Consider the following 20,493-nt stretch of genomic DNA (forward strand, 5'->3'; position numbering starts at 1 on the left):
GATTTTATAATGAAATATATCGAGTGGGCAGGTAAAAATTTTATTGGTATGTTTGAAGCTGGCGGCGAACAGTTTATGGGCTACATGACTGGGATCGTTCCATTATTGATTGTACTGTTAACCTTTACTTATTCAGTTATTGCATTTATTGGTGAAGAGCGTGTCGATAGAGCCATCCGCTATTGTTCAAAATACATGATTCTGCGTTACTCATTAATGCCAATATTAGCGGTCTTGATGCTGACGAACCCGATGGCTTACACCTTTGGGAAGTTTGTTAAGGAAGAAGAAAAACCGGCGTTCTATGATGCTGCCGTATCATTCGTTCATCCAGTTACTGGTTTGTTCCCTTATGCAAATGCTGGAGAGCTCTTTGTTTATCTAGGTATCGCAAATGGGGTGACCAAAGCAGGATTTAGTCAATCAAGTTTGGCTGTTCGTTACTTCCTAGCAGGAATCGTGGTCATCTTGATTCGTGGGATCGTCACGGAAAGACTGACAAAATTCATGATGGCTAGAGAAGCGAAGAAAGCAGCTGTATAAAGGAGGAAGCGAAATGTACAAAACAGTATTTGTAAAACCTGGAAGTAAGGGTTGGGGCGTTGGTCTAACATTAGTTCCATCAGAGCAAAAAAATAAGGTTGTTTCTGTTACAGGCGGTGGAATCCATCCAGTTGCGCAACAAATCGCGGACTTGACTGGCTGTGAGGCTTGTGATGGATTTAAGAATCAAATTCCAGAAGAAGAAACCCTTTGCGCGGTGATTGATTGCGGCGGAACGGCTCGAATCGGTGTATACCCCATGAAACGGATTCCGACAGTTGATGTGTTGCCTTCATCTCCTTCAGGACCGCTTTCCAAGCATATCACTGAAGATATCTTTGTATCAGGGGTTCGACCAGAGGACGTATCGATCCTAGAAGAGGCAAATTTAGAAGATCGACAAATGGCTGCAGTTAATCATGCTCATGCACAAGATGCAGAATCAGCAGCAACGACAGAAAAAATAGTCACTGAAGGTCGCGAATCGGATGAAGAATTCAAAGAGAGATATGCTAAACTGAAAGAAGATCATAAAGAAGAACAGGCGAAGAAAGATAGCTTTTTAGTCCGTTTCTCTCGTGGAATCGGCGGTGTTATGAGTACCTTTTATCAATCAGGACGAGATGCATTGGATATGTTGTTGAAAAACATCATTCCATTTATGGCTTTCATCAGTATGATTGTTGGGATTATCAATTATACCGGTGTTGGTGACTGGTTGGCTAAAGTGCTTTCGCCATTAGCTGGATCATTGCCGGGGATGATCGTCTTAGCTTTGATTTGTAGCATCCCGATCCTGTCGCCAATCTTAGGTCCGGGTGCGGTAATCTCACAGGTTATCGGGGTATTGATTGGGACACAGATTGCCAATGGTTCGATTCCTGTGCAGTATGCATTACCAGCATTGTTTGCGATTAATGCGCATGTAGGGTGCGATTTTATACCGGTAGGTTTGTCATTAGGAGAAGCAAAACCGGAAACAGTAGCGATCGGTGTACCTGCGATTTTATATGGTCGGATGTTAACAGGGTTCACAGCGGTAATCTTGGCATGGTTGGCTAGTTTTGGAATGTATTAAAAACTGTTTGAATGGAGCGAATTGATTGATGGTAAAATCTAAAATTGTTGAAATCGGCAGCATGGTGCCAGCTTTTGAGGAAGAACGACTGGTTATTTTGTTCGGACCTACTGCGACTGCAGAGTTGAGAGATATTTGCGTGATTCATGAATTTGAAGACCGCCCGAAGGATGCATTGAAAATCGGCGGAAAAATCAAATTTGGTGATCAAGAATTTACGATTGAAGAAGTCGGTTCACAGGCGAATGCGAATTTTGAAGAATTAGGACATATTTCGATTTATTTTCGTAACGCGATCGGAGAGATCTTACCGGGAGCAATCATCGTCAGCCCAGGTATTTTTCCAGACTTCGAAATCGGAGGCGTCATCGAAATTAGTTAGTTAAAAGGTCGAAGATGTGCCGAAATGAGGTGCATCTTCGACCTTTTTATTTAAGCCAAGAGGTTATGAAACGAAGCACTATTGCACTGCGAATTTTAAATTTTTGTTCTCCTTTTTTCACTTGCACGCTCGTGAAATCACTCGTATAGTGGATGAGACCAAAAGTTGTTCAGAGGATGGGATCAAAATGGCTATAAAACATAATCGCGACATCGTAAAAGTGGCTACGATGTACTACAAAAAGAATTTGAAACAGTCGGAGATCGCTAAACGTCTGGGCATCTCTCGTTCGCTGGTTTCAAAATATTTGAACGATGCAAAAAATGAAGGAATTGTTGATATTTTTATCAAAAGCGAGAGCGCTTACTCCGTCGAGTTGGAATTGGCGTTGGAGGAAACATTTGGGCTGAAAAAGGCCGCGGTGTTAGACACCAGCAGCCTGCGCAAAGATGAAATCGAACGTTTGCTGGTCCAAACCGCGATTACTGCTTTTCAGAAAGAAATCGCTAAGGCTCAGACGATCGGGCTATCTTGGGGGAAAATGCTGCGGGGAATCGTCGATGAATATCCCTACGAGAATCATGCGGATGCCACCATTATTCCCTTGATCGGCGGATTGGGATCAGAGCTAGTAGATGTCCATTCCAATCAATTGGCCTATGATTTAGCTAAAAAGTTGCGGGCTAAGTGTAAGTATTTATATGCACCAGCGTTAGTGGATAATGCTTTTATTAAAAAGAGTTTGATCGAGAATGAAGGCATTCGTGACGTTTTGGATGCAGGAAGAAATGTCGATTTCGCTTTGGTTGGGATCGCGAGTCCCTTTTCTAAGAACAATACGATGACTGAAATCGGTTATGTCGATCAGCAGGATATCGATGAGCTGGAAAAGCTGGCAGTGATCGGAGACGTCAATTCGAAATTCATTGATCATAATGGACAGGAAGTCGCCTGCGAGATCAATGAAAACGTCATTGGATTGAGTGTTGGTGATGTCCGGAAAATTTCAAATGTCGCAGTTGCCTGTTATGAGGAAAGTAAAAAAGATGTGTTGTATGTTGGAACAAAGACCAAGATTTTTACTCATATTACAGTGACGGACAGCTTGGCAGAATACTTATTAGAACAAGCAAAAAACGAGGCGCATTGAGCGTCTCGTTTTTATTTATGGCACGTACTTCGTTACAAATTCAGTGACTTTTTTCTGATACATCGCAGGATCAGTGCTCAGAGCCTCCGCATGCCCAGCGCCATGCACGACATATTTTTCCTTTGGTCCCTTGGTCGCATTATAGACCTCATCCAGCATTGAATAGGGAACGAAATCGTCCTTATCGCCATGAATGAAGAGCATCGGGCGATCATTCTTTTTCAATTGTTTCATCGAATCTGCTTCACCGAAAAAGTAGCCGGCACGTACTTTCGTTACTAAACTAGTAACGGGAATCAATGGAAAGGAGGGCAGATTGAACATGTCTTTTAATTGATAGCTCAGTTCACCATTAACTGAGCTGTACCCGCAGTCTTCCACGAAGGCTTTGACGTTATCCGGCAGTTTTTCACCGCTGGTCATCATGACAGTTGCTCCCCCCATACTGACTCCATGGAGCACGATTTCAGACTGAGGATCCTGCTTGATGACACGATTGCTCCATTGCTGGTAATCTTTTCGTTCTGGCCAGCCAAATCCGATGTAGTCACCTTCACTTTTTCCGTGACCACGGGCATCAGGCATCAATACATTGTAACCGAGGTCATGATAAATCTTGGCATACTGCGGCATATCTGAGGCTTGTCCCATATAGCCATGTGCTATGATTGCTGTTTTGTGTTGCTCTTTTTCAGCTGGCAGATAATAAGCGGATAGTTTCAGCCCATCCGAAGAAGTCAGCTGCCAGTCAGTACGATTATTTTTATTGTTGAACCAATCTTCAGCAGCTATCAACTCCGCTGACTTTTTAGCCGATCCGTCAGACAGAAAATCCTTTTCATCCGGAACGACCGCGTATGAATAGAAATAATTTCCTGCGGCGATCAGTGCAATTACTAAGATTAAGACAATTCCTAAAATGATTTTTGTTGTTTTCTTCATTTCTTCCCCCTACAAACTTATCATAAGCAGTATAAAAAAATTTTCGCTGCATAGCAAGTTCACAAACTGGCGTATTTACAGCCAAACACATTCATGAGAAAATGTAGCAGAGTTTAGAGCAGAATGATATACGGCGCGACCATAAAAGTGATTTTGAAAAAAATCATTCCCTCATTAGGAGCAAGGATGTCAGTTCTGCTTTTCGCAGATAAAAAAAGCACGAGTACTCATTAAGAAATATTAGTCTTATTAAAGATGAGCAGTTTAGCAGAATGATATACGGTGTGAACATAAAGTGATTTTTGTAAAAAATCACTACCTTACTATGAGCAAGGAGTAATCAGATGAAAAAAAAGAAAATCACCATTAAAGAGGTGGCCCAACAGTCTGGGGTCTCGATCGCTACGGTTTCACAGATTTTAAACGGCAACGAGCAAAAATTTAGTCCAAAAACGGTCGAAAAAGTGCTGGCAGCTAAGGCCGCATTGAATTATGAACCTGATTACTTTGCCCGGCGAATGATTGTGAAAAAAAGCAAAACGATCGGGGTTTTGATTCCTGATATCACCAATCCTTTCTTTAGTACTTTAGTGCGCGGTATCGAAGGGGTTTTATATCGCGAAAATTTTATTACTATGTTATGTAATGCGGATTTGGATACAAAAAAAGAGACGGATTATTTAGAAGAGTTAAGTCGTCGCGGGGTCGACGGCTATATCATCGCTAGTTCAGCGATTTCCAACCAAGCTATTAATGACAGCCTACGTAAAAAAAATCTGCCATATATTGTTTTAGATCAAAAGAAGGCGGAGGGCTTTAGCGATGCCGTCTTGACGGATGATTTTTCTGGTGGGAAGCTTGCTGGCGAACATTTGAGTCAGCTGGGACATCAAAAGGTAGCGATCGTTTTACCTGAAGATGCGACAGAGAATATTCGGACGCGGTTGACAGGTTTTCAAGAGATGTATCCTGATGTAGTCTTGATTCATGGGGAGTTGTCTAAAGCTGGCGGGCGAAAAGCAGCGGAAGAGATCGTTAAGACCGATGTAACGGCGATTTTTGCCATTAATGATGAATTGGCTTTTGGGATCTATTTGGGTCTGGCTGATTTAGGGAAGAAAATCCCGCAAGATTACAGTGTGATCGGGTATGATAATATCGATATGTGTGAATACGTGACTCCGCAGCTAACGACGATCGCACAGCCGATTTATGAATTGGGTCAAACGACGGCAGAATTATTATTGGATAGAATCTCACAGCCTGAGAAAAATTGGGAAGAGCAAACCTTGCCAGTTCAACTGATTCAACGTTTTTCGACAGCACACTTGAAATAGCTTTCAAGCTGTGCTATATTTTTGGTGTCGAATTAAAACGTTTTAATAAAACGTTTTAATTTCCAAACAAATGAATGAACTAAAAGAATAAGAAATGGAGTGGACAAAATGAATACGATTACAATCATTGGGAGTATCAACTTGGACCGCACGATTCGCGTGAAGCAAATGCCGAAACCGGGTGAAACGATGCATACAAAAGAGATTTTTTCTGCTGGCGGGGGCAAGGGCGCCAATCAAGCCGTCGCAGCGAAGCGTTCTGAAGCAGAGACGAATTTTATTGGAGCCATCGGCAATGACGAAGCCGGCGACATGATGCGGGAGCTTTTATCAGAAGAAGGCATCGAATTAGCTGGTGTCCAAACATTGGAAAAACAAGCGACTGGTCAGGCCTATATCATTGTGGATGATCAAGGGGAAAACAGTATTATGATCCATTCAGGTGCCAACAACGCTTTCACACCGCAACAAGTCCAAGAGCACGCGGATTTGATCAAAGCCAGTGATTTTGTGATTGCTCAATTTGAAAGCACTTTAGAAAGTACGGTCGAAGCCTTTACGATCGCTCGGGAAGCTGGAGTAAAAACAATTCTAAATCCAGCACCAGCTTTAGAAAACGTACCAGAAGAATTATTGAAAGTCACAGACATGATCATCCCGAATGAAACGGAAACAGAAATCTTAACGGGGATCAAAGTCACAGATGAAGCGAGCCTAAAAGCTGCAGCTGAACATTTGCATCAGCTAGGGATTGAAGCAGTGATTATCACGATCGGCAGCAAGGGTGCCTTTTACGATGTACAGGGACGCAACGGAATCGTTCCAGCCTTCAAGGTTAACGCGGTGGATACGACCGCAGCTGGTGATACCTTTATTGGCGCGATGAGCAGTGTATTAGCGAAAGACTTCAGTAACCTAGAGCAGGCAATCGAATATGGAAATAAAGCATCTTCGTTAACCGTTCAACGATTTGGTGCACAGCCTTCTATTCCTTATAAAAATGAACTAAAGTAACGAAAGGATTTTTTACTATGAAAAAAAGCAAAGTTATCAACTCAGATATTTCACGTGTGATCGCACAAATGGGTCACTTTGACCAAATCAGCATTGGCGATGCCGGCATGCCGGTTCCTATGACAACAGAAAAAATTGATCTAGCCGTCGACAATGGCATACCAAGTTTCATGGATGTTCTGAATAATGTGCTGGAAGAATTAGAAGTTCAACGGATTTACTTAGCGGAGGAAATCAAAACAGAAAATCCTGAAATGTTGAAAAAGATTCAAGACCGTTTACCAGAAACTCCTGTGACCTTTATTCCTCATAGTGAGATGAAAGCAGCCTTACACGATAGTCGGGCATTCATTCGCACGGGAGAGATGACTCCTTATGCCAATATTTTATTGGAGAGCGGCGTCGTATTTTAAGCATAGTCACAAGGGGGAATTATTATGAATACAACAGCGATCTTGATTGGTTTAGGCCCGTTACTTGGTTGGGGACTTTTCCCTACCATTGCATCAAAAATCGGCGGACGGCCAGTCAATCAAATTTTAGGTACGACCTTAGGCACGTTGATCTTTGCACTTGTCTTTTTCGTAATGAACGGCATGAGTTTTCCAACAGGGATGGATCTGTTCTTTTCGATCCTCTCAGGCGTTGGCTGGGCGATTGCTCAGATCATTACCTTCCAATCATTCACGTTGATCGGCTCATCACGGGCGATGCCGATCACGACAGCCTTTCAATTGTTGGGCGCTTCATTGTGGGGTGTTTTTGCATTAGGTGATTGGCCTGGTCTGAACGCCAAATTATTAGGTGGCTTCGCTCTAGTCCTAATCATTTTAGGTGCGTGGATGACGGTTTGGACGGAAGAAAAAACACAGGAAAAAGCCAGCAGCTTGAAAAAAGCCGTACTCTTGCTGGCTGTTGGTGAGATCGGTTATTGGGCTTATTCAGCCGCACCGCAAGCAACCAATATTGATGGGATGCATGCATTCTTGCCGCAAGCGATCGGGATGCTCTTAGTCGCTCTTGTCTATTCAGTAATTTTAGGCGTGAAGGACAAAAACAAATCAGCGCTGGCAGAAACAGTTTCTTATAAACACATTTTTTCAGGGTTCTTTTTTGCTTTTGCGGCGTTGACCTATTTAATCTCCGCACAACCGGACATGAATGGTTTAGCGACTGGCTTCATCTTATCGCAAACCTCGGTTGTTTTAGCGACCTTGACCGGAATCTGGTTCTTAGGTCAAAAGAAAACGAAAAAAGAAATGACGATTACGATCATCGGACTGGTACTGATTCTAGCTGCCGCTGCGATGACCGTGATGATCTAAAAAAACGCCCGCGGGCGTTTTTTTAGTATTCTCGACGATAAATCATTTTGCGGAAGATAATGAAGAGTACCATTGCAGAAAGCACAACGATACCGCCAATCAAGAAGACATTGGCATAGGTGGAGGCTTCCCCAGCTTCGACCGGTACAGGACTGCCACTAGCCATTGCACCGTTTGCCATCAGATTACCGAAGACCGCGACACCGACTGAGCCAGTTATGGCTTGGACTAAGTCATTGAAGCCCATTACACGACCTGCTTCTTCGGCAGGTACTGTTTTGGCTGCTGTATCGACGATCGGAGAATAGAAGAAGGAAGTACCGAAATAGTAAACGCAAGGAGCTAGTGCAAGAGCGGCAATCTTTCCATGAGGAATGGCCCAAGCAATCAAGATCAAGCCCAGTCCCATGAAACCAAGAGCACCTATGATCGCGGCTGTACGTCCGATTCTTTTGATGATCGTGCCGCAAGAGAAGCCTAACACACAAGCCAGTAAAATCGACCAAATCAGGAGCATCGAAACTTCGGCGGAATCAATCCCAAAGACATTCAAACCAATCGCATTGACACCGGCGTTTAGAGTATAGCTGAAGAAATAGCCGACAAAAATAATGATCATCGTAATAGCGAAGGCCGGATTCGTAAAGAATTCTGGACGAATATAAGGATTTTGTGCCTTAGTGATATAGACGATAAAGGCAGCTAGTGTGGCGATGATCGCGACGAACCAATAAAGGGTCATATTGGTAAAGAACATCGTGACCGAACCGGCGAATGCGCCAGTGATCAGGAAGCCCCAGCCATCAATCTTGGCACCTTTCGCTTGCTCATCCGGCAGATTTTTCGCCAGTGCGGGTAAAAAGAAGACGGATAATAATGGTAGTAGGAACAACCAGCGCCAATCAAGCTTCATGATAAAACCTGCCGCTAGGACACCGACAGCGGCAGATAAGCGAAAGATCGCAGAAAAGATGCCATAATAAATCACCCGATTTTTAGCGGTAATGTATTTTGAAACTAACACTAAAAACACGGAGCCGGGAACCTGTCCGCCGGCAGATTGCAGCATTCGAGCGATAATAACGGCCCAAATATTGCTCGAGCCGGCAAAGCCGATGATCGATCCTAATAAAAAGATTGCGATTCCGATGAAGGTCATCTTCTTCAAGGATAGAAAATCTCCTAACGAACCGTAGACCACACAGACAATTCCTAAAATAATTCCGGGAAGCGAGGTAATCAAGGAAGCGTACTGCGGCGCTCCTAGTTGCTGTCCGATATTTACAAAAATCATACCAAAAGCTTGCTGCTCTAAAATACCAAAAATAAAGATAATCAATACTAAAGGAATGGCGCGTTTTGCCATTCTATTCAATTTCTCAAATTCCGCTGTTCCTTCCTGCGGGACGGGGATGCCTGTCTGTTCAACTGGATTACTTGCTACTTCTTGTGCCATTTGCTACTTCCTCTCTAATTGCTAAAACGCGTTCTAAATATTTTTGACGAAACGCTTCGACGTCTACATCAACACAGATCGTCGCGTTGTCGGCTTGTTCAAATACACCGTCGAAATCGACGACTGTCGCCCCCAAAGTCAGTGGGCTTGAGATTTCTACATCAACGAAGGCGGGCTGAGTTTGGAACAATTCAGGATTTAATAAATAAAGCGCAGCTGAAGGATCATACATTTTTACCCCTTCTGAGATATCTCCGCCATCGTAACTGCGGAAGAGGTCAGCCACCATCTTGCCAACAGGATGAGTTTCCAATGCATCGAGATTCTCTGCCAATAACCGTGCTTTGCGACCAATGTCTAAGCCAACCATGGTAATCGGAACGCCCGAACGAAAAACGATCTTGGCTGCTTCGGGATCGATCATGACGTTGAATTCGCCATAGACGCCAATATTTCCTCGTGCGGTGGAGCCGCCCATCAAGATAATTTCTTGGACTTTTGATCGTATTTCAGGAAACGTTTGCAATAATAAGGCCACGTTTGTCAATGGTCCTAGAGCAATAATAGTGACTGGCTCTTCGGTTGCTTGCAAAATCTGCCACTGCTTCAGCACGGCATTTTCTTCTGTCAGTAAAGCGGTCTTAGCTTCGGGAAAGTCAAAGCTCCCCATCCCTGAAGCACCATGAGCATTCGTTGCAAAACGATTCTCTCGCAATAAGGGGGTAGCTGCTCCTTTGGCAACCGGAATGTTTTTTTGTAAAAAGTTCAACAAACGTAAAGCGTTATTCGTGGTGTGCTCGATGCCGACATTTCCCGCGACACAGCTGATCAGTTCCACATTTAGACTAGGTTCATTTAGCAAAATAGCGATTGCTGCCGCATCATCAATACCAGGATCGGTATCAATAAGTACTTTTCTCATCAATAATTCCTCCATTGGTTCAGATTTAATTAAAACGTTTTAATTTTGTGGTAATGAAAAAGAAGAATGACATCGCTTTCTTCGATGGGACTATTATAAAACGTTTTAATAGAAAAAAGTTTTTTAAATATTTTTTCAATATAAAAAAAGTCAGTCGATCATTCTCCGCAAGACTGATAATTCGAAGAAATAAGCTTGTGAATGCTATAATCAAAATATGAAAAATTGGTGCTCTTTTGCTGATTGATTAGTCAAAGGGCATCCGGTTTGATCATCATCAGAAAGAAGGACAAGCTATGAAGCTGACCGTTTCATTAGATATTTTGGAAGAAGCGTTTTATTATGTGTCGTCAATCAAGCCCGTTTCCACAGTGCCATTGATGTATGCGACTTTTTTTGCGGAAAAGGCACAAGTGGCTTATACAATTGAGAATGAACCGAAATTTGCGCGCAAAGTCGAGCGTTCATTCAAGGCCGCGTTTCACGAAATTGTGGAGGCAAATCAGGAGTATCGGAAAATTCTTGATCAAGACAAATTATTATCACCGCAAGAGCAGTTAACCAAACAAGCTGAATTGGTCGATTCTGTGATAGCAGCGATCCAAAAATATCCTGAATTGGATTTGATCCGTCTAGAATTGGCAGGTAGCTGGCCAGTGTTTCAGACAGAGGCGGGTCATTTAGATCTCGCAGAGTAAGCACGTATCTTTGGCATAGCAGAAAGAGATGTTACAGTTAAAATGAAAGGGTGAAGAAAATGGAATTTACATATTTTGAAGGACAAGAAGCGTTTTTAGAGGATTATCAAAAAGTTGCTAAGGCAGCAACGATTGATCAGCAGCAAGTAGTTGATGAGGTAATGAAACAGCTGAACAAACCGACACCAGATGATAAACTTTTCTACATCTTACCTGGCGATAAAACAGTTAAGGGGCAAGCAGTCAGATTTCCTTTCCGTAAAGAATTGATCGCAATGGATGAAGAAGCTACTGTTTCGACGCAATTTTTCTATGAAGGCTCCCCTTATGAATACGAAGTTTTAGAAGAGGAACAACGGTAAAAATGATCTCTCAAGCTGATCAGGGCTTGAGAGATTTTTTTTTATTCATTTCCACTTTAATGTGGAAAATAAAAAATTTAATCCATTTAGAAAACGCTTTATAGTTGAACTATAGAAAAAAGGAGGGAGTTTACTTGGGAGAAGCGAAAATTGGAACAGAAATGGAATCAATGGCGATCATTTTACATGCAGGCAATGCTAAAAGCGACGCATATGAAGCACTACATGCAGTGAAACAAGGCGACTTTCAGAGTTTTGAGGCAAAGTATCAATCGGCAAAGAGTGAAATTCGACAAGCACATAAGGCGCATGCAGAGATGCTTCGTAAACTTTCTGCAGAAGAGCGCATGGATGAAGTGGATCTATTATTGGTCCATGCTGAAGGACATTTAACATCAACAGATATCGCTGTTGATATGATCGGTGAATTTGGTGAGTTATATAAGTGGAAGGAGACTATAAATGGATAAAAATTTCTTATGGGGTGGCGCAACAGCTTCTTATCAGTGTGAAGGTGCCTGGGATGTAGATGGAAAAGTAGAATCAATGTGGGATCGTTATTTGCATGAGAATGATTTAGAAAATGGCGATGTTGCCAGCGATCATTACCATCGTTTTGAAGAAGATATTCGCATGATGAAAGAAGGCGGACAGAATTCGTATCGCTTTTCACTTTCATGGCCGCGTATCATTAAAAATAAAGAAGGAGAAATTAACGAGAAAGGGATCGCCTTTTATCAACGGTTACTTGACGCTTGTCATAAATACGATATCGAACCATTCGTGACGATCTATCATTGGGATCTTCCTCAATATTGGGAGGACGAAGGTGGTTGGTTAAACAACAAAGTGGCTTATGCCTTTGAACATCTTGCAAAGGTTTGCTTCGAGCATTTTGGGGATAAGGTACGTAACTGGACAACGTTTAATGAACCGAAATGGTTTATCGCAAATGGTTATTTTATTGGAAATTATCCGCCCGGTTTACAGGATGTCCAAAAAACAATGATCGGTGCATACAACGTGATGCTAGCTAGTGCGTTAGGAGTCCGTGCATTCAGAGCAGGAAACCATCAAGGGCAAGTGGGGATTGTTCATAGCTATACACCAGTTAATGGGGTCGATGATACGATCGAAACAAGGGTCGCGATGCGCTATGCAGATAATTATTGCAATAACTGGATTTTAGACACGGCGGCTTTAGGTGAGTTCCCAATTGATCTAGTAGCTAAGTTGGCGGAAGATTATGATATCAGCTTCATGAAAACCGAAGAACTAAGGATCATCAAAGAAAACACCGTCGATTTTATTGGATTGAATTATTATGCTCGCACATTAGTGAAACCGTATACCGGAGGAGAAACGCAGTTAGTATTTAATCATTCCGGTAAAAAAGGTGAGAGTAAAGTTGTTATCAAAGGCTGGTTTGAACAGGTCAAGGACCCTAACAGTGAATTTACTGCTTGGGATACAGAAATTTATCCAAAAGGACTGCAAGATGGCTTGCTAGAAGCTTGGGATCGGTACCACTTACCAATCTATGTAACGGAAAATGGTGTCGGGGTCCGTGAAGATGTGACAGTAGAACAGGTGAATGATGACTATCGAATTTCATTCATGAATGATCATATCAACGCTATTATGAATGCGATGGATCAAGGTGCAGATATTCGCGGATATTATGCATGGGCGTCATTCGACTTGTACTCATGGAAAAATGGCGTGGAAAAACGTTATGGCTTAGTGGCAGTTGATTTTGAAAAAGAACAAATTAGAAAACCAAAAGCTTCCTATTATTGGTTCAAGGACATTATTGAAAGCAATGGTGAGAAAATTCAACGAAGAACGTTTGAATAGAATACTGCTCTGAAAGAAAAATAAATACTTTAATATGAATAATGAATAAGGAGAGACGAAAAAAATGAAAAAAATCATGTTGGTTTGTAACGCGGGAATGTCAACAGGCATGTTAGCGAAGAAAATCGAAGCAGCGTCAGATCATACCTTAGAAGTTAGTGCGTATAGTGAGTCAGAATATCAAGATTACCTTGAAGGGATCGATTTAGTATTAATTGGTCCGCAAATTCGTTTCTTAAAACCACAGATTGAAGCCGCAGTGGACGTGCCTGTTGAGGCGATCTCACCAATGAAATACGGGATCATGGACGGTAAAGGCGTGTATGAGGATATCAAAAAATTGATTGGAGGATAAGTAGTCATGGGATTTAGTACATTTAGCGATACAATGGATAAATACATCTCACCATTGGCAAATAAATTGAGTCAGCAACGGCACTTGAAGGCTACCCGAGATGCTTTTATGTCTATGCTGCCGATCACCTTGTTCGGATCAATTCCGATCATTTTGAACGCCCCGCCAGTGACGGAAGATACGAAAAATGGTTTCTTGCTGGCTTGGGCCAGCTTTGCTGAAAAGAATGGTCTGGTTTTGAACTGGATCAGCGGTGTGACACTGAGTGCCATGGCCTTGTTTATCTGCGTGGGTGTGACGTATTTCTTGTGCCGCCATTATAAAGAAGACGTGTTGCGGCCAATGATGTTCGCGCTGGTTGGCTTTCTGATGCTTGTATTGACTCCGTTAAAAATGGGTTGGGACGGCAAAGAAGTTGAGATTAGCTTCTTAGATGGTCGAGGAATCTTACTGTCACTTTTTGTGGCGATTGTCACGGTGGAAGGCTACCATTGGATGCGCAAAAGAAATATTGGGCGGATCAAGATGCCCGACAGTGTCCCCGCTTCGCTCTCAGAAACATTCGCTGCCTTGGTACCAGGCTTGGTTTTGATGACCTTCTTTTCAATCATCTTTATCATTTTTCATGCCTTTGATACAACAGCGGTTCAGTTCTTATACAATATTATGGCTCCGAGTTTCAAAGCGGCCGATAGCTTGCCATTTACGATCATCAGTGTCTTTTTAATTCATTTATTCTGGTTCTTTGGAATTCATGATGCCGCTTTGGCTGGAATTTTAGGACCTATCCGTGACGGCAATCTATCGATCAATGCGGCAGAAAAAATGGCAGGTACTGATCTTAGCAATATTTTCACGACACCATTTTGGACTTATTTTGTCATTATCGGGGGATCTGGCTCCGTGTTAGCCTTGGCCTTCTTGATGATGCGCTCGAAATCTAAGCAGTTGAGTACAGTTGGGAAAATCGGTTTGATTCCTTCTTTCTTCGGTATTTCTGAACCAATGATTTTTGGGACGCCATTAATGCTAAATCCGATTTTCTTCTTTCCTTTCATTTTTACTTCAGTCTTTAACGCTGTTGTTACGTATCTGTGCATGTCGTGGGGAGTTGTTGGAAAGACCTTTGCTGTCTTTTCTTGGCAGATGCCGTCACCAATCGGTGCGTTTCTATCCACAATGGATTGGCGGGCAGTTGTCTTAGTCTTAATTTTGATTATTCTCGATGGCGTGTTGTATTATCCGTTCTTGAAAGTCTATGAGAAAAACCTTGTTCAGTTGGAAAAAGAGAGCGAGACAGAATCTGTATAATGTTATAATAAAGCGTAGAAGTTTAGGACTTCTATGCTTTTATTGGGATAAATAATTAAGTAAATGTTACTTATTTACAGGAGGGATCAGAGTGAATATTTCTCACAGACAAGAAAAAATTCTAGAGAAATTGTCCCTAAGCCAGCAGCCTTCAACTGCAAGCCAGTTATCTAAAGAATTAGGTGTTTCTTCGAAGACAATTCGAAATGATATTCAACAGTTAAATCAACTATCAGAGCTGCCAGTAATTCTTTCTAAAGCCGGAGCTGGTTTCTTTTTAAACCAGAAAAACAGTTTGTTTCAACAAACTAAAATTGAAAAGCAATCTGACAACAGCGCCTTTGAGTTGCTGACCCGTTTGCTGGATCAAAAAGAATGCGACTTTTATCAATTGGCCGATGAGTTTTTTATCAGTGAATCTACACTGGATCGAATCGTCAAAGAACTTAATACCAAAATCGCTAAAAATGATCCGCGGCTCTTAATCAAACGACGACAAAATCAATTATTCATCGAAGGGGATGAAGCGGCGAAGCGCCGAGTTTTTACGTTGTTTTTAAATCAGGAAATTGAGACGAATAAGCTGAGTTTAGACAATTATTCGGATTACTTTGAAGAAATTGATTTAGCAAAATTATCCAGCATTGTCGTAAAGGTACACCAAGAAGAGGGGTTTCTCATCAATGACTTTTCGACAATCTCGTTTATTTTACATCTTGCAGTTTTGCTAGAAAGAGTAAGCAAGAAAAGCTATCTAAACGCTTCTCAAAGTGTTTTGAAAGAAAATAAGAGTCGGCAGCTGACCTTAGCGATGGTTCATCAATTAGAGAGCAGCTTTGGCGTTGAAATCCCAGAAAAAGAATATGCGTATATTTATCGTCTCTACTCCGGTTCCGTTGTTTCTGATGAAGATTTAGCAGATAAAGAGTTAAAAAGGATCATTGAAGCTTTACTAGTCAGCATCGATTCGATATTTTTGATTGATTTTACCCAAGATGAGAAAATAATCGACTACTTGATGACGCACGTCTCGGCTTTATATAAGCGTTCCGCTCATCAACAATACTTGGTCAATCCATTGTTGGAGGAAATCAAAAGCAAATTTCCTTTTGTCTATAATGTGAGTGTTTATGCTTCCGGGTTTCTACAAGAAAAGCTAAATATTCAGTTTCCAGAGGATGAGGTCGCTTATTTGTCCCTGCATTTTCTTTCTGCTTTAGAAAATATCCGTGCTCATAAGAAGAAGCGCATATTGCTCGTATCCCCCTATGGCGTGGGGAATCAACGTGTAGTTAGAAATCAACTGAATAAAATTCAAGAATTTGACATTGAGTTGTCTGTGGCGGAATCCATTTTTGTAATGACAAGTGAAATGACAGAAGACAAGTCGTTGATTTTGACGACGGAGGCTTTGGATTTGAAAACAACCGTTCCGATCTATCGGTATGAGTCATTTCTAACGGAACGTGATTTAGAAAAGATCCAACAGATTCTAGTTGAAGAAAATCAAACGCCCTCTGTCTTAACAACCTTTTTAAAGGAAGACTTGTTTTTTCCGCAAAAAGAGTTTACAAATAGGGAAGAAATCATTCAGTTTCTTTGCCAAGAGTTATCTGAAAAAGGATATTGCGAGAAAGATTATGTGGAGAAGGTCTTGAAGCGTGAAGCACTATCTAGTACTGCCTTTGGGGATTTTTACGCGCTGCCTCATGCCATTAAGCGTGAGGCGAAGAAAAATGCTGTTGCAATCTGTTCGTTAGCCAAACCCGTTCAATGGAAGGAAAAAAAGGTTCGATTGGTTCTGCTGTTTGCGCTGAAGGAGGAGCGAGACAATTCCTTTGAACAGCTTTTTGAGGAGCTTGTACAGATGTTGAATGATGCATCCCGAGTAAAGAAACTTTCGAAGCAAGCGACATTCCAAGACTTTCTATCACTTTGTCAAAAATAATCGAAAACAACCGTCAAGCCCTAAAATGAATAGCGCCTGACGGTTGTTTGTTTTAAAAGATTAATCCTGTGATAATGGCACTTAAGAAACTAACTAGACTTGCACTTAACAAGATTTTTAACCCATGTTTAGCAACTAAATTTCCCTTTTCTTCATTCAGTCCCTTCATAGCACCAGAGATGATTCCGATGGATGAAAAGTTCGCGAAGGAAACTAAGAAGACAGAGATGATCGCTGTTGTACGAGCGGAAAAATCCCAGCCGCCTTTCGCTAATTCAGTCATCGCAACAAATTCGTTGGTCACTAATTTGGTTGCCATCAAGCTGCCGGCGTCGACTGCTTCACTCCAAGGGATTCCTGTGATAAAAGCAAGAGGAGCAAAGACATACCCCAAAATTTCTTGGAAAGTTAGACCCGTAATCTTGGAGAAAATAAAATTGATCATAGCGATTAAAGCCACAAAACCAATCAGCATCGCGGCTACAGTGATTGCCACATGGAACCCATCTAAAATATATTCTCCCAGCATTTGAAAGAAGGTTTGGTCTTTATCTTCTTCAATCACTAACTCATCAGCTTCCAATTGATAAGGATTGATGATAGATGCGATGATGAAGCCTCCGAATAAATTCAGCACAAGTGCAGTAATTACATAACGCGGTTGGATTAGTGCCATGTACGAACCAACGATAGACATCGAGACAGTGGACATCGCCGAAATACTCATAGTTGTTAAACGCTGTTCCGATAAGGTCGATAATTCTTTTTTTATGGAAATAAAGACTTCTGACTGACCTAAAATCGCTGAGGCAATCCCGTTATAGGATTCCAATTTCCCCATTCCGTTGATTTTACTAAGAGCCAAACCAACCCCCTTCATGAAAAGAGGTAAAATCTTAATGTAACGCAAGATACCAATGATCGCTGAGATGAAGACAATCGGCATCAATACATTTAAAAAGAAAGGAAAACTGCCTTTGTTGGCGATCCCACCGAAGACAAAGTCTACACCTGAGCCTGCAAAGCTCAACAACGCGTCAAATACACCGGCTAAACCACTAACAATTGTTGTTCCCACTGTTGTCCGCAATAAAATGAATCCTAATAAAAATTGCAATACCAGCATGAGTATGATCGGGGAATAGCGAATCTGCTTCCGATCGTTACTGATCACGAAGCTTAATGCAAAAACAATCACCAACCCAAGAATACCTATTACAAAATGCAAAAAACCACTCCTTTTTCATTTAAAAAAATCTGAAATAGCTTATCCTGAATTGAACAATTTTGCGAAGGATAACCTTTGAAAAGTGGTCTCTATGAACAAATTCTAAAAACGTAAGCACTAACATCCTCATTTTTAAAGACGTATGATGATTACAGCTTTTCCTAAAAAAATATGCTATGCTTGAACAGAATTCTGCAGAAAAAGAGGGATCGAATGGAAGGGGAAAACAAAAAACGAATACTGTTGCCACGCTATCAGCAAGTAGCAGTAGAGATCGCTGAACGAATCGCGGACAAACGGTATCAGGTGGGAGAAAAAATCCATGCTCGTTCAACGTTAGCGAGTAATTTTAATGTTTCACCAGAGACTGCTCGTAAGGCAATTAATGTGCTAGTAGATCTAGGAATCATGGAAGTTCGACATGGCAGCGGTGCTTATGTGTTGTCGCGGGAAAAAGCCAAAGTTTACTTTGAAAAGTATCAAGACGTCCAATCTGTTCAGGAAATTAAAAATGAGCTTCAAGAAAGTGTGGAGAAACAGAAAAGGGAGCTAGAGAATGTCAGCCAGCTGTTGAACCAATTACTCGCTCAGACAAAACGAGTTCATAATGTTGCGCCTTTTGTTCCTTATGAATTGACCCTGACCGACCAAGCGATCCATCTGGATAGTACAGTGAATGATTTAAATATTTGGCATGAGACTGGCGCCACCATTATCGCTATTCAGCAAAAGGACGAACTCTTATTGTCTCCCGGACCGTACGCGAAAATTTGTGCGGGAGATACATTGTTTTTTGTGGGTGATGAGCTGGTTCTGCAACGAATGCAGCATCTCTTTTATCCAGAAGATAGATCTGAATGAATACTGTAAAAGGACCAATTGTTTGGTTCTTTTTTGTCCTTTAAGGGAGTATAAAATTTTCACATGCAAAAAGCTTATGAGAGCAAGGGTATCCATGTCCGGCTTTACGAACTAGCTTTATCGGCAATAAGCAAAAATATTTCGAAATTTGAGGAGCAATTTAGAAATATTTTGGTCTTATTGCTCAAAAGCTGAGCGAGTTCGTGAAGCCTTTCTTATTTGAAAGAAATTAAACCTTAAGAAAAGATAACGCTTACGGAATTTCGAATTCGATCCTTTTACTAAATATTCGTCCCATGAGAAGCTTGACTTAGTCTATTAACGGCTTTAGTGAAATGGAGGATTTACTATGGAAAAAGAATTGCCACAATCTTTGAAAAAAGTTGCAGTGTTCCCAGAAGACCCCCGCTATGATAAAGTTCGTTCAAATGCATATAGAGTTGGTCGGCCTAAAGTGGTTATTTTAGCGGAGACGGATGAACAGGTGCGCGAAACGATCAACTATACAGCCAGAATCAAGCAGGAGCAAAAGGAGCCATTTCCGCTTTCTGTCAAATGTGGCGGTCATGGCTTATCAGGTACATCCGTAAATGATCAAGGGATTGTCTTGGATCTGTCGAACATGAACCAAATAAGCGTAATTGATAAGGAGAAAGGGATAGTCAGCATCCAAGCCGGTGCATTGTGGGGCGATGTAGCAGTGAAGCTGCATGCCGATCAATTAGTTATTTCCAGTGGTGATCATGGAGATACAGGTGTTGGCGGATTAGCAGTATCTGGCGGCATGGGAACGATTCTACGGTCCTTTGGTCTTACCATTGATAAAGTGATCGGAGCGACGATTATCACCGCGGATGGAAAAAGACATGTGGTAGATAAAGACCATGAACCGGATCTTTTTTGGGGGATTCGAGGAGGTGGCGGTCAGTTTGGTGTAGTGACGGAATTTCTTTTCCAAGCAGATAGGGCAACCGCAATGGATTCAAAAATTTCCAATCCGATGATTGTTCAGACAATTAACTATTCGATTACGGATCTTTTTGAATTTGTTCAGGGATGGCATCAATGGTTTAAAAATTCGTCAAATAAATTGACGAGTATCTTACTGTTGAATAAAGGCCCTGCTGAAACGATCACCGTACAAACGAGAAATTTTTGGTACGGGGAAGAAACGGTTGAAGCAAAGGAAGTTCTTGAACGCGCCCTTCAATTAGGAACGGTCTCAGCTACGACGGAAGTTTTGATGAACTACGTGGACTTCTTTCCAGACGAACATGCCCGAATAGAAGGGAAAAATACGGGGTTTGGGAAAAATACCCTAGTGACACATATCTCGCAAGAAATGGCCGCAGAAATAGAAAAAATATTAGAACCATCCTTTGTATATGGGGTGGAATTGCGGGCACTTGGCGGGGCGGTCAATGAAAGGGCAAGTGATTTTAATGCGTGGTCTTTTCGAGAAGCGGAGATCATGATTGCTTTTTGGGTCAATAAAGAACATGCGGCAGAAGCTGGTCAGTTATTTCAACCACTCCAAGAATTCGGACAAGGTGTTTACGGTGCTTACTCAAGTGATACGAGTCAGGAAGAGAATGCGCGGGTTTGGCCGGGACAAACTGCTGAAAAAATCAGAGAACTAAAACAAAAATACGATCCAGCCAATCTGTTTGATCAAAATCGTGTGTTATAGGATCTTTTTCTTCAGTTGATGGGAGGGAATCCAA

General features: G+C 41.8%; 21 protein-coding genes. 17 read left to right on the forward strand and 4 right to left on the reverse strand.

The annotated features are described in order from the left end of the window. Window positions 1–9 precede the first annotated feature (9 nt). The 4 genes from E6139_RS06575 (at window position 10) to E6139_RS06590 (ending at window position 3,153) form a co-directional block, all read left to right on the forward strand. Window positions 10–543, forward strand: a complete 534-nt coding sequence (locus E6139_RS06575; RefSeq protein WP_316402262.1) for a PTS glucitol/sorbitol transporter subunit IIC — start codon at window positions 10–12, stop codon at window positions 541–543. Window positions 544–556: 13 nt separating this feature from the next. Next, the gene (locus tag E6139_RS06580) at window positions 557–1,621 is read left to right on the forward strand and encodes a PTS glucitol/sorbitol transporter subunit IIB (protein ID WP_316402263.1); all 1,065 of its coding nucleotides are present in this window, start codon (window positions 557–559) and stop codon (window positions 1,619–1,621) included. 28 nt (window positions 1,622–1,649) lie between these two features. Next, window positions 1,650–2,003 (forward strand): PTS glucitol/sorbitol transporter subunit IIA, encoded by a 354-nt coding sequence (locus E6139_RS06585; RefSeq protein ID WP_316402264.1) that lies wholly within the window; start codon window positions 1,650–1,652, stop codon window positions 2,001–2,003. A gap of 187 nt (window positions 2,004–2,190) precedes the next feature. Then, window positions 2,191–3,153 (forward strand): sugar-binding transcriptional regulator, encoded by a 963-nt coding sequence (locus tag E6139_RS06590; RefSeq protein ID WP_316402265.1) that lies wholly within the window; start codon window positions 2,191–2,193, stop codon window positions 3,151–3,153. A gap of 15 nt (window positions 3,154–3,168) precedes the next feature. Here the strand turns inward: E6139_RS06590 and E6139_RS06595 are convergent, their stop codons facing one another. After that, complete coding sequence (locus tag E6139_RS06595) at window positions 3,169–4,095, reverse strand: alpha/beta hydrolase (protein ID WP_316402266.1); 927 nt, start codon at window positions 4,093–4,095, stop codon at window positions 3,169–3,171. 344 nt (window positions 4,096–4,439) lie between these two features. Here E6139_RS06595 and rbsR point away from each other — a divergent pair, with 344 nt between their 5' ends. From rbsR to rbsU, 4 genes are all read left to right on the forward strand, one after another. Continuing rightward, window positions 4,440–5,432, forward strand: a complete 993-nt coding sequence (rbsR, locus tag E6139_RS06600; protein WP_316402267.1) for a ribose utilization transcriptional repressor RbsR — start codon at window positions 4,440–4,442, stop codon at window positions 5,430–5,432. Between the two features lie 108 nt (window positions 5,433–5,540). Further along, window positions 5,541–6,446: a ribokinase gene (gene rbsK, locus E6139_RS06605; RefSeq protein ID WP_316402268.1), complete on the forward strand. Its 906-nt coding sequence runs from the start codon at window positions 5,541–5,543 to the stop codon at window positions 6,444–6,446. A gap of 17 nt (window positions 6,447–6,463) precedes the next feature. After that, complete coding sequence (gene rbsD, locus E6139_RS06610; RefSeq protein WP_316402269.1) at window positions 6,464–6,859, forward strand: D-ribose pyranase; 396 nt, start codon at window positions 6,464–6,466, stop codon at window positions 6,857–6,859. Window positions 6,860–6,883: 24 nt separating this feature from the next. Then, window positions 6,884–7,771 carry a ribose/proton symporter RbsU gene (rbsU, locus tag E6139_RS06615; RefSeq protein ID WP_316402270.1) on the forward strand — a complete coding sequence of 296 codons (888 nt, stop codon included), beginning with the start codon at window positions 6,884–6,886 and terminating at the stop codon, window positions 7,769–7,771. Window positions 7,772–7,793: 22 nt separating this feature from the next. Here rbsU and E6139_RS06620 read toward each other — a convergent pair whose 3' ends face one another. Both E6139_RS06620 and E6139_RS06625 read right to left on the reverse strand, forming a co-directional pair. Next, complete coding sequence (locus tag E6139_RS06620; protein WP_316402271.1) at window positions 7,794–9,227, reverse strand: MFS transporter; 1,434 nt, start codon at window positions 9,225–9,227, stop codon at window positions 7,794–7,796. Beyond that, a complete protein-coding gene (locus tag E6139_RS06625; protein ID WP_316402272.1) occupies window positions 9,205–10,149 on the reverse strand; it encodes a nucleoside hydrolase in 945 nt (314 codons plus the stop codon). Before E6139_RS06625 ends, E6139_RS06620 begins: the two co-directional genes overlap by 23 nt. A 296-nt stretch (window positions 10,150–10,445) precedes the next feature. On the opposite strand from E6139_RS06625, the gene E6139_RS06630 reads away from it, so the two are divergent. The 7 genes from E6139_RS06630 (at window position 10,446) to E6139_RS06660 (ending at window position 16,680) form a co-directional block, all read left to right on the forward strand. Further along, window positions 10,446–10,847 carry a hypothetical protein gene (locus E6139_RS06630; protein WP_316402273.1) on the forward strand — a complete coding sequence of 134 codons (402 nt, stop codon included), beginning with the start codon at window positions 10,446–10,448 and terminating at the stop codon, window positions 10,845–10,847. A gap of 59 nt (window positions 10,848–10,906) precedes the next feature. After that, the gene (locus E6139_RS06635; protein WP_316402274.1) at window positions 10,907–11,209 is read left to right on the forward strand and encodes a DUF5960 family protein; all 303 of its coding nucleotides are present in this window, start codon (window positions 10,907–10,909) and stop codon (window positions 11,207–11,209) included. 134 nt (window positions 11,210–11,343) lie between these two features. Beyond that, window positions 11,344–11,679 (forward strand): PTS lactose/cellobiose transporter subunit IIA, encoded by a 336-nt coding sequence (locus tag E6139_RS06640; protein ID WP_316402275.1) that lies wholly within the window; start codon window positions 11,344–11,346, stop codon window positions 11,677–11,679. Continuing rightward, window positions 11,672–13,066, forward strand: coding sequence for a glycoside hydrolase family 1 protein (locus E6139_RS06645; protein WP_316402276.1), 1,395 nt, complete (start codon window positions 11,672–11,674; stop codon window positions 13,064–13,066). Before E6139_RS06640 ends, E6139_RS06645 begins: the two co-directional genes overlap by 8 nt. Before the next feature lie 64 nt (window positions 13,067–13,130). Then, window positions 13,131–13,421 carry a PTS sugar transporter subunit IIB gene (locus tag E6139_RS06650; protein ID WP_316402277.1) on the forward strand — a complete coding sequence of 97 codons (291 nt, stop codon included), beginning with the start codon at window positions 13,131–13,133 and terminating at the stop codon, window positions 13,419–13,421. A gap of 6 nt (window positions 13,422–13,427) precedes the next feature. Further along, complete coding sequence (locus tag E6139_RS06655) at window positions 13,428–14,732, forward strand: PTS sugar transporter subunit IIC (protein WP_316402278.1); 1,305 nt, start codon at window positions 13,428–13,430, stop codon at window positions 14,730–14,732. A gap of 91 nt (window positions 14,733–14,823) precedes the next feature. Then, the gene (locus tag E6139_RS06660; RefSeq protein ID WP_316402279.1) at window positions 14,824–16,680 is read left to right on the forward strand and encodes a BglG family transcription antiterminator; all 1,857 of its coding nucleotides are present in this window, start codon (window positions 14,824–14,826) and stop codon (window positions 16,678–16,680) included. A gap of 52 nt (window positions 16,681–16,732) precedes the next feature. On the opposite strand, the gene E6139_RS06665 is transcribed toward E6139_RS06660, so the two are convergent. Next, window positions 16,733–17,908 (reverse strand): NupC/NupG family nucleoside CNT transporter, encoded by a 1,176-nt coding sequence (locus E6139_RS06665; protein WP_316402280.1) that lies wholly within the window; start codon window positions 17,906–17,908, stop codon window positions 16,733–16,735. Between the two features lie 213 nt (window positions 17,909–18,121). Here E6139_RS06665 and E6139_RS06670 point away from each other — a divergent pair, with 213 nt between their 5' ends. Together E6139_RS06670 and E6139_RS06675 are read left to right on the forward strand one after the other, a co-directional pair. Continuing rightward, window positions 18,122–18,769 carry a GntR family transcriptional regulator gene (locus E6139_RS06670; RefSeq protein WP_316402281.1) on the forward strand — a complete coding sequence of 216 codons (648 nt, stop codon included), beginning with the start codon at window positions 18,122–18,124 and terminating at the stop codon, window positions 18,767–18,769. A 349-nt stretch (window positions 18,770–19,118) separates the two neighbouring features. Next, window positions 19,119–20,459: an FAD-binding oxidoreductase gene (locus tag E6139_RS06675; RefSeq protein WP_316402282.1), complete on the forward strand. Its 1,341-nt coding sequence runs from the start codon at window positions 19,119–19,121 to the stop codon at window positions 20,457–20,459. Window positions 20,460–20,493: the final 34 nt, after the last annotated feature.

The sequence above is a fragment of the Enterococcus sp. genome (assembly GCF_032555305.1).
Classification (GTDB): Bacteria; Bacillota; Bacilli; order Lactobacillales; family Enterococcaceae; genus Enterococcus_A.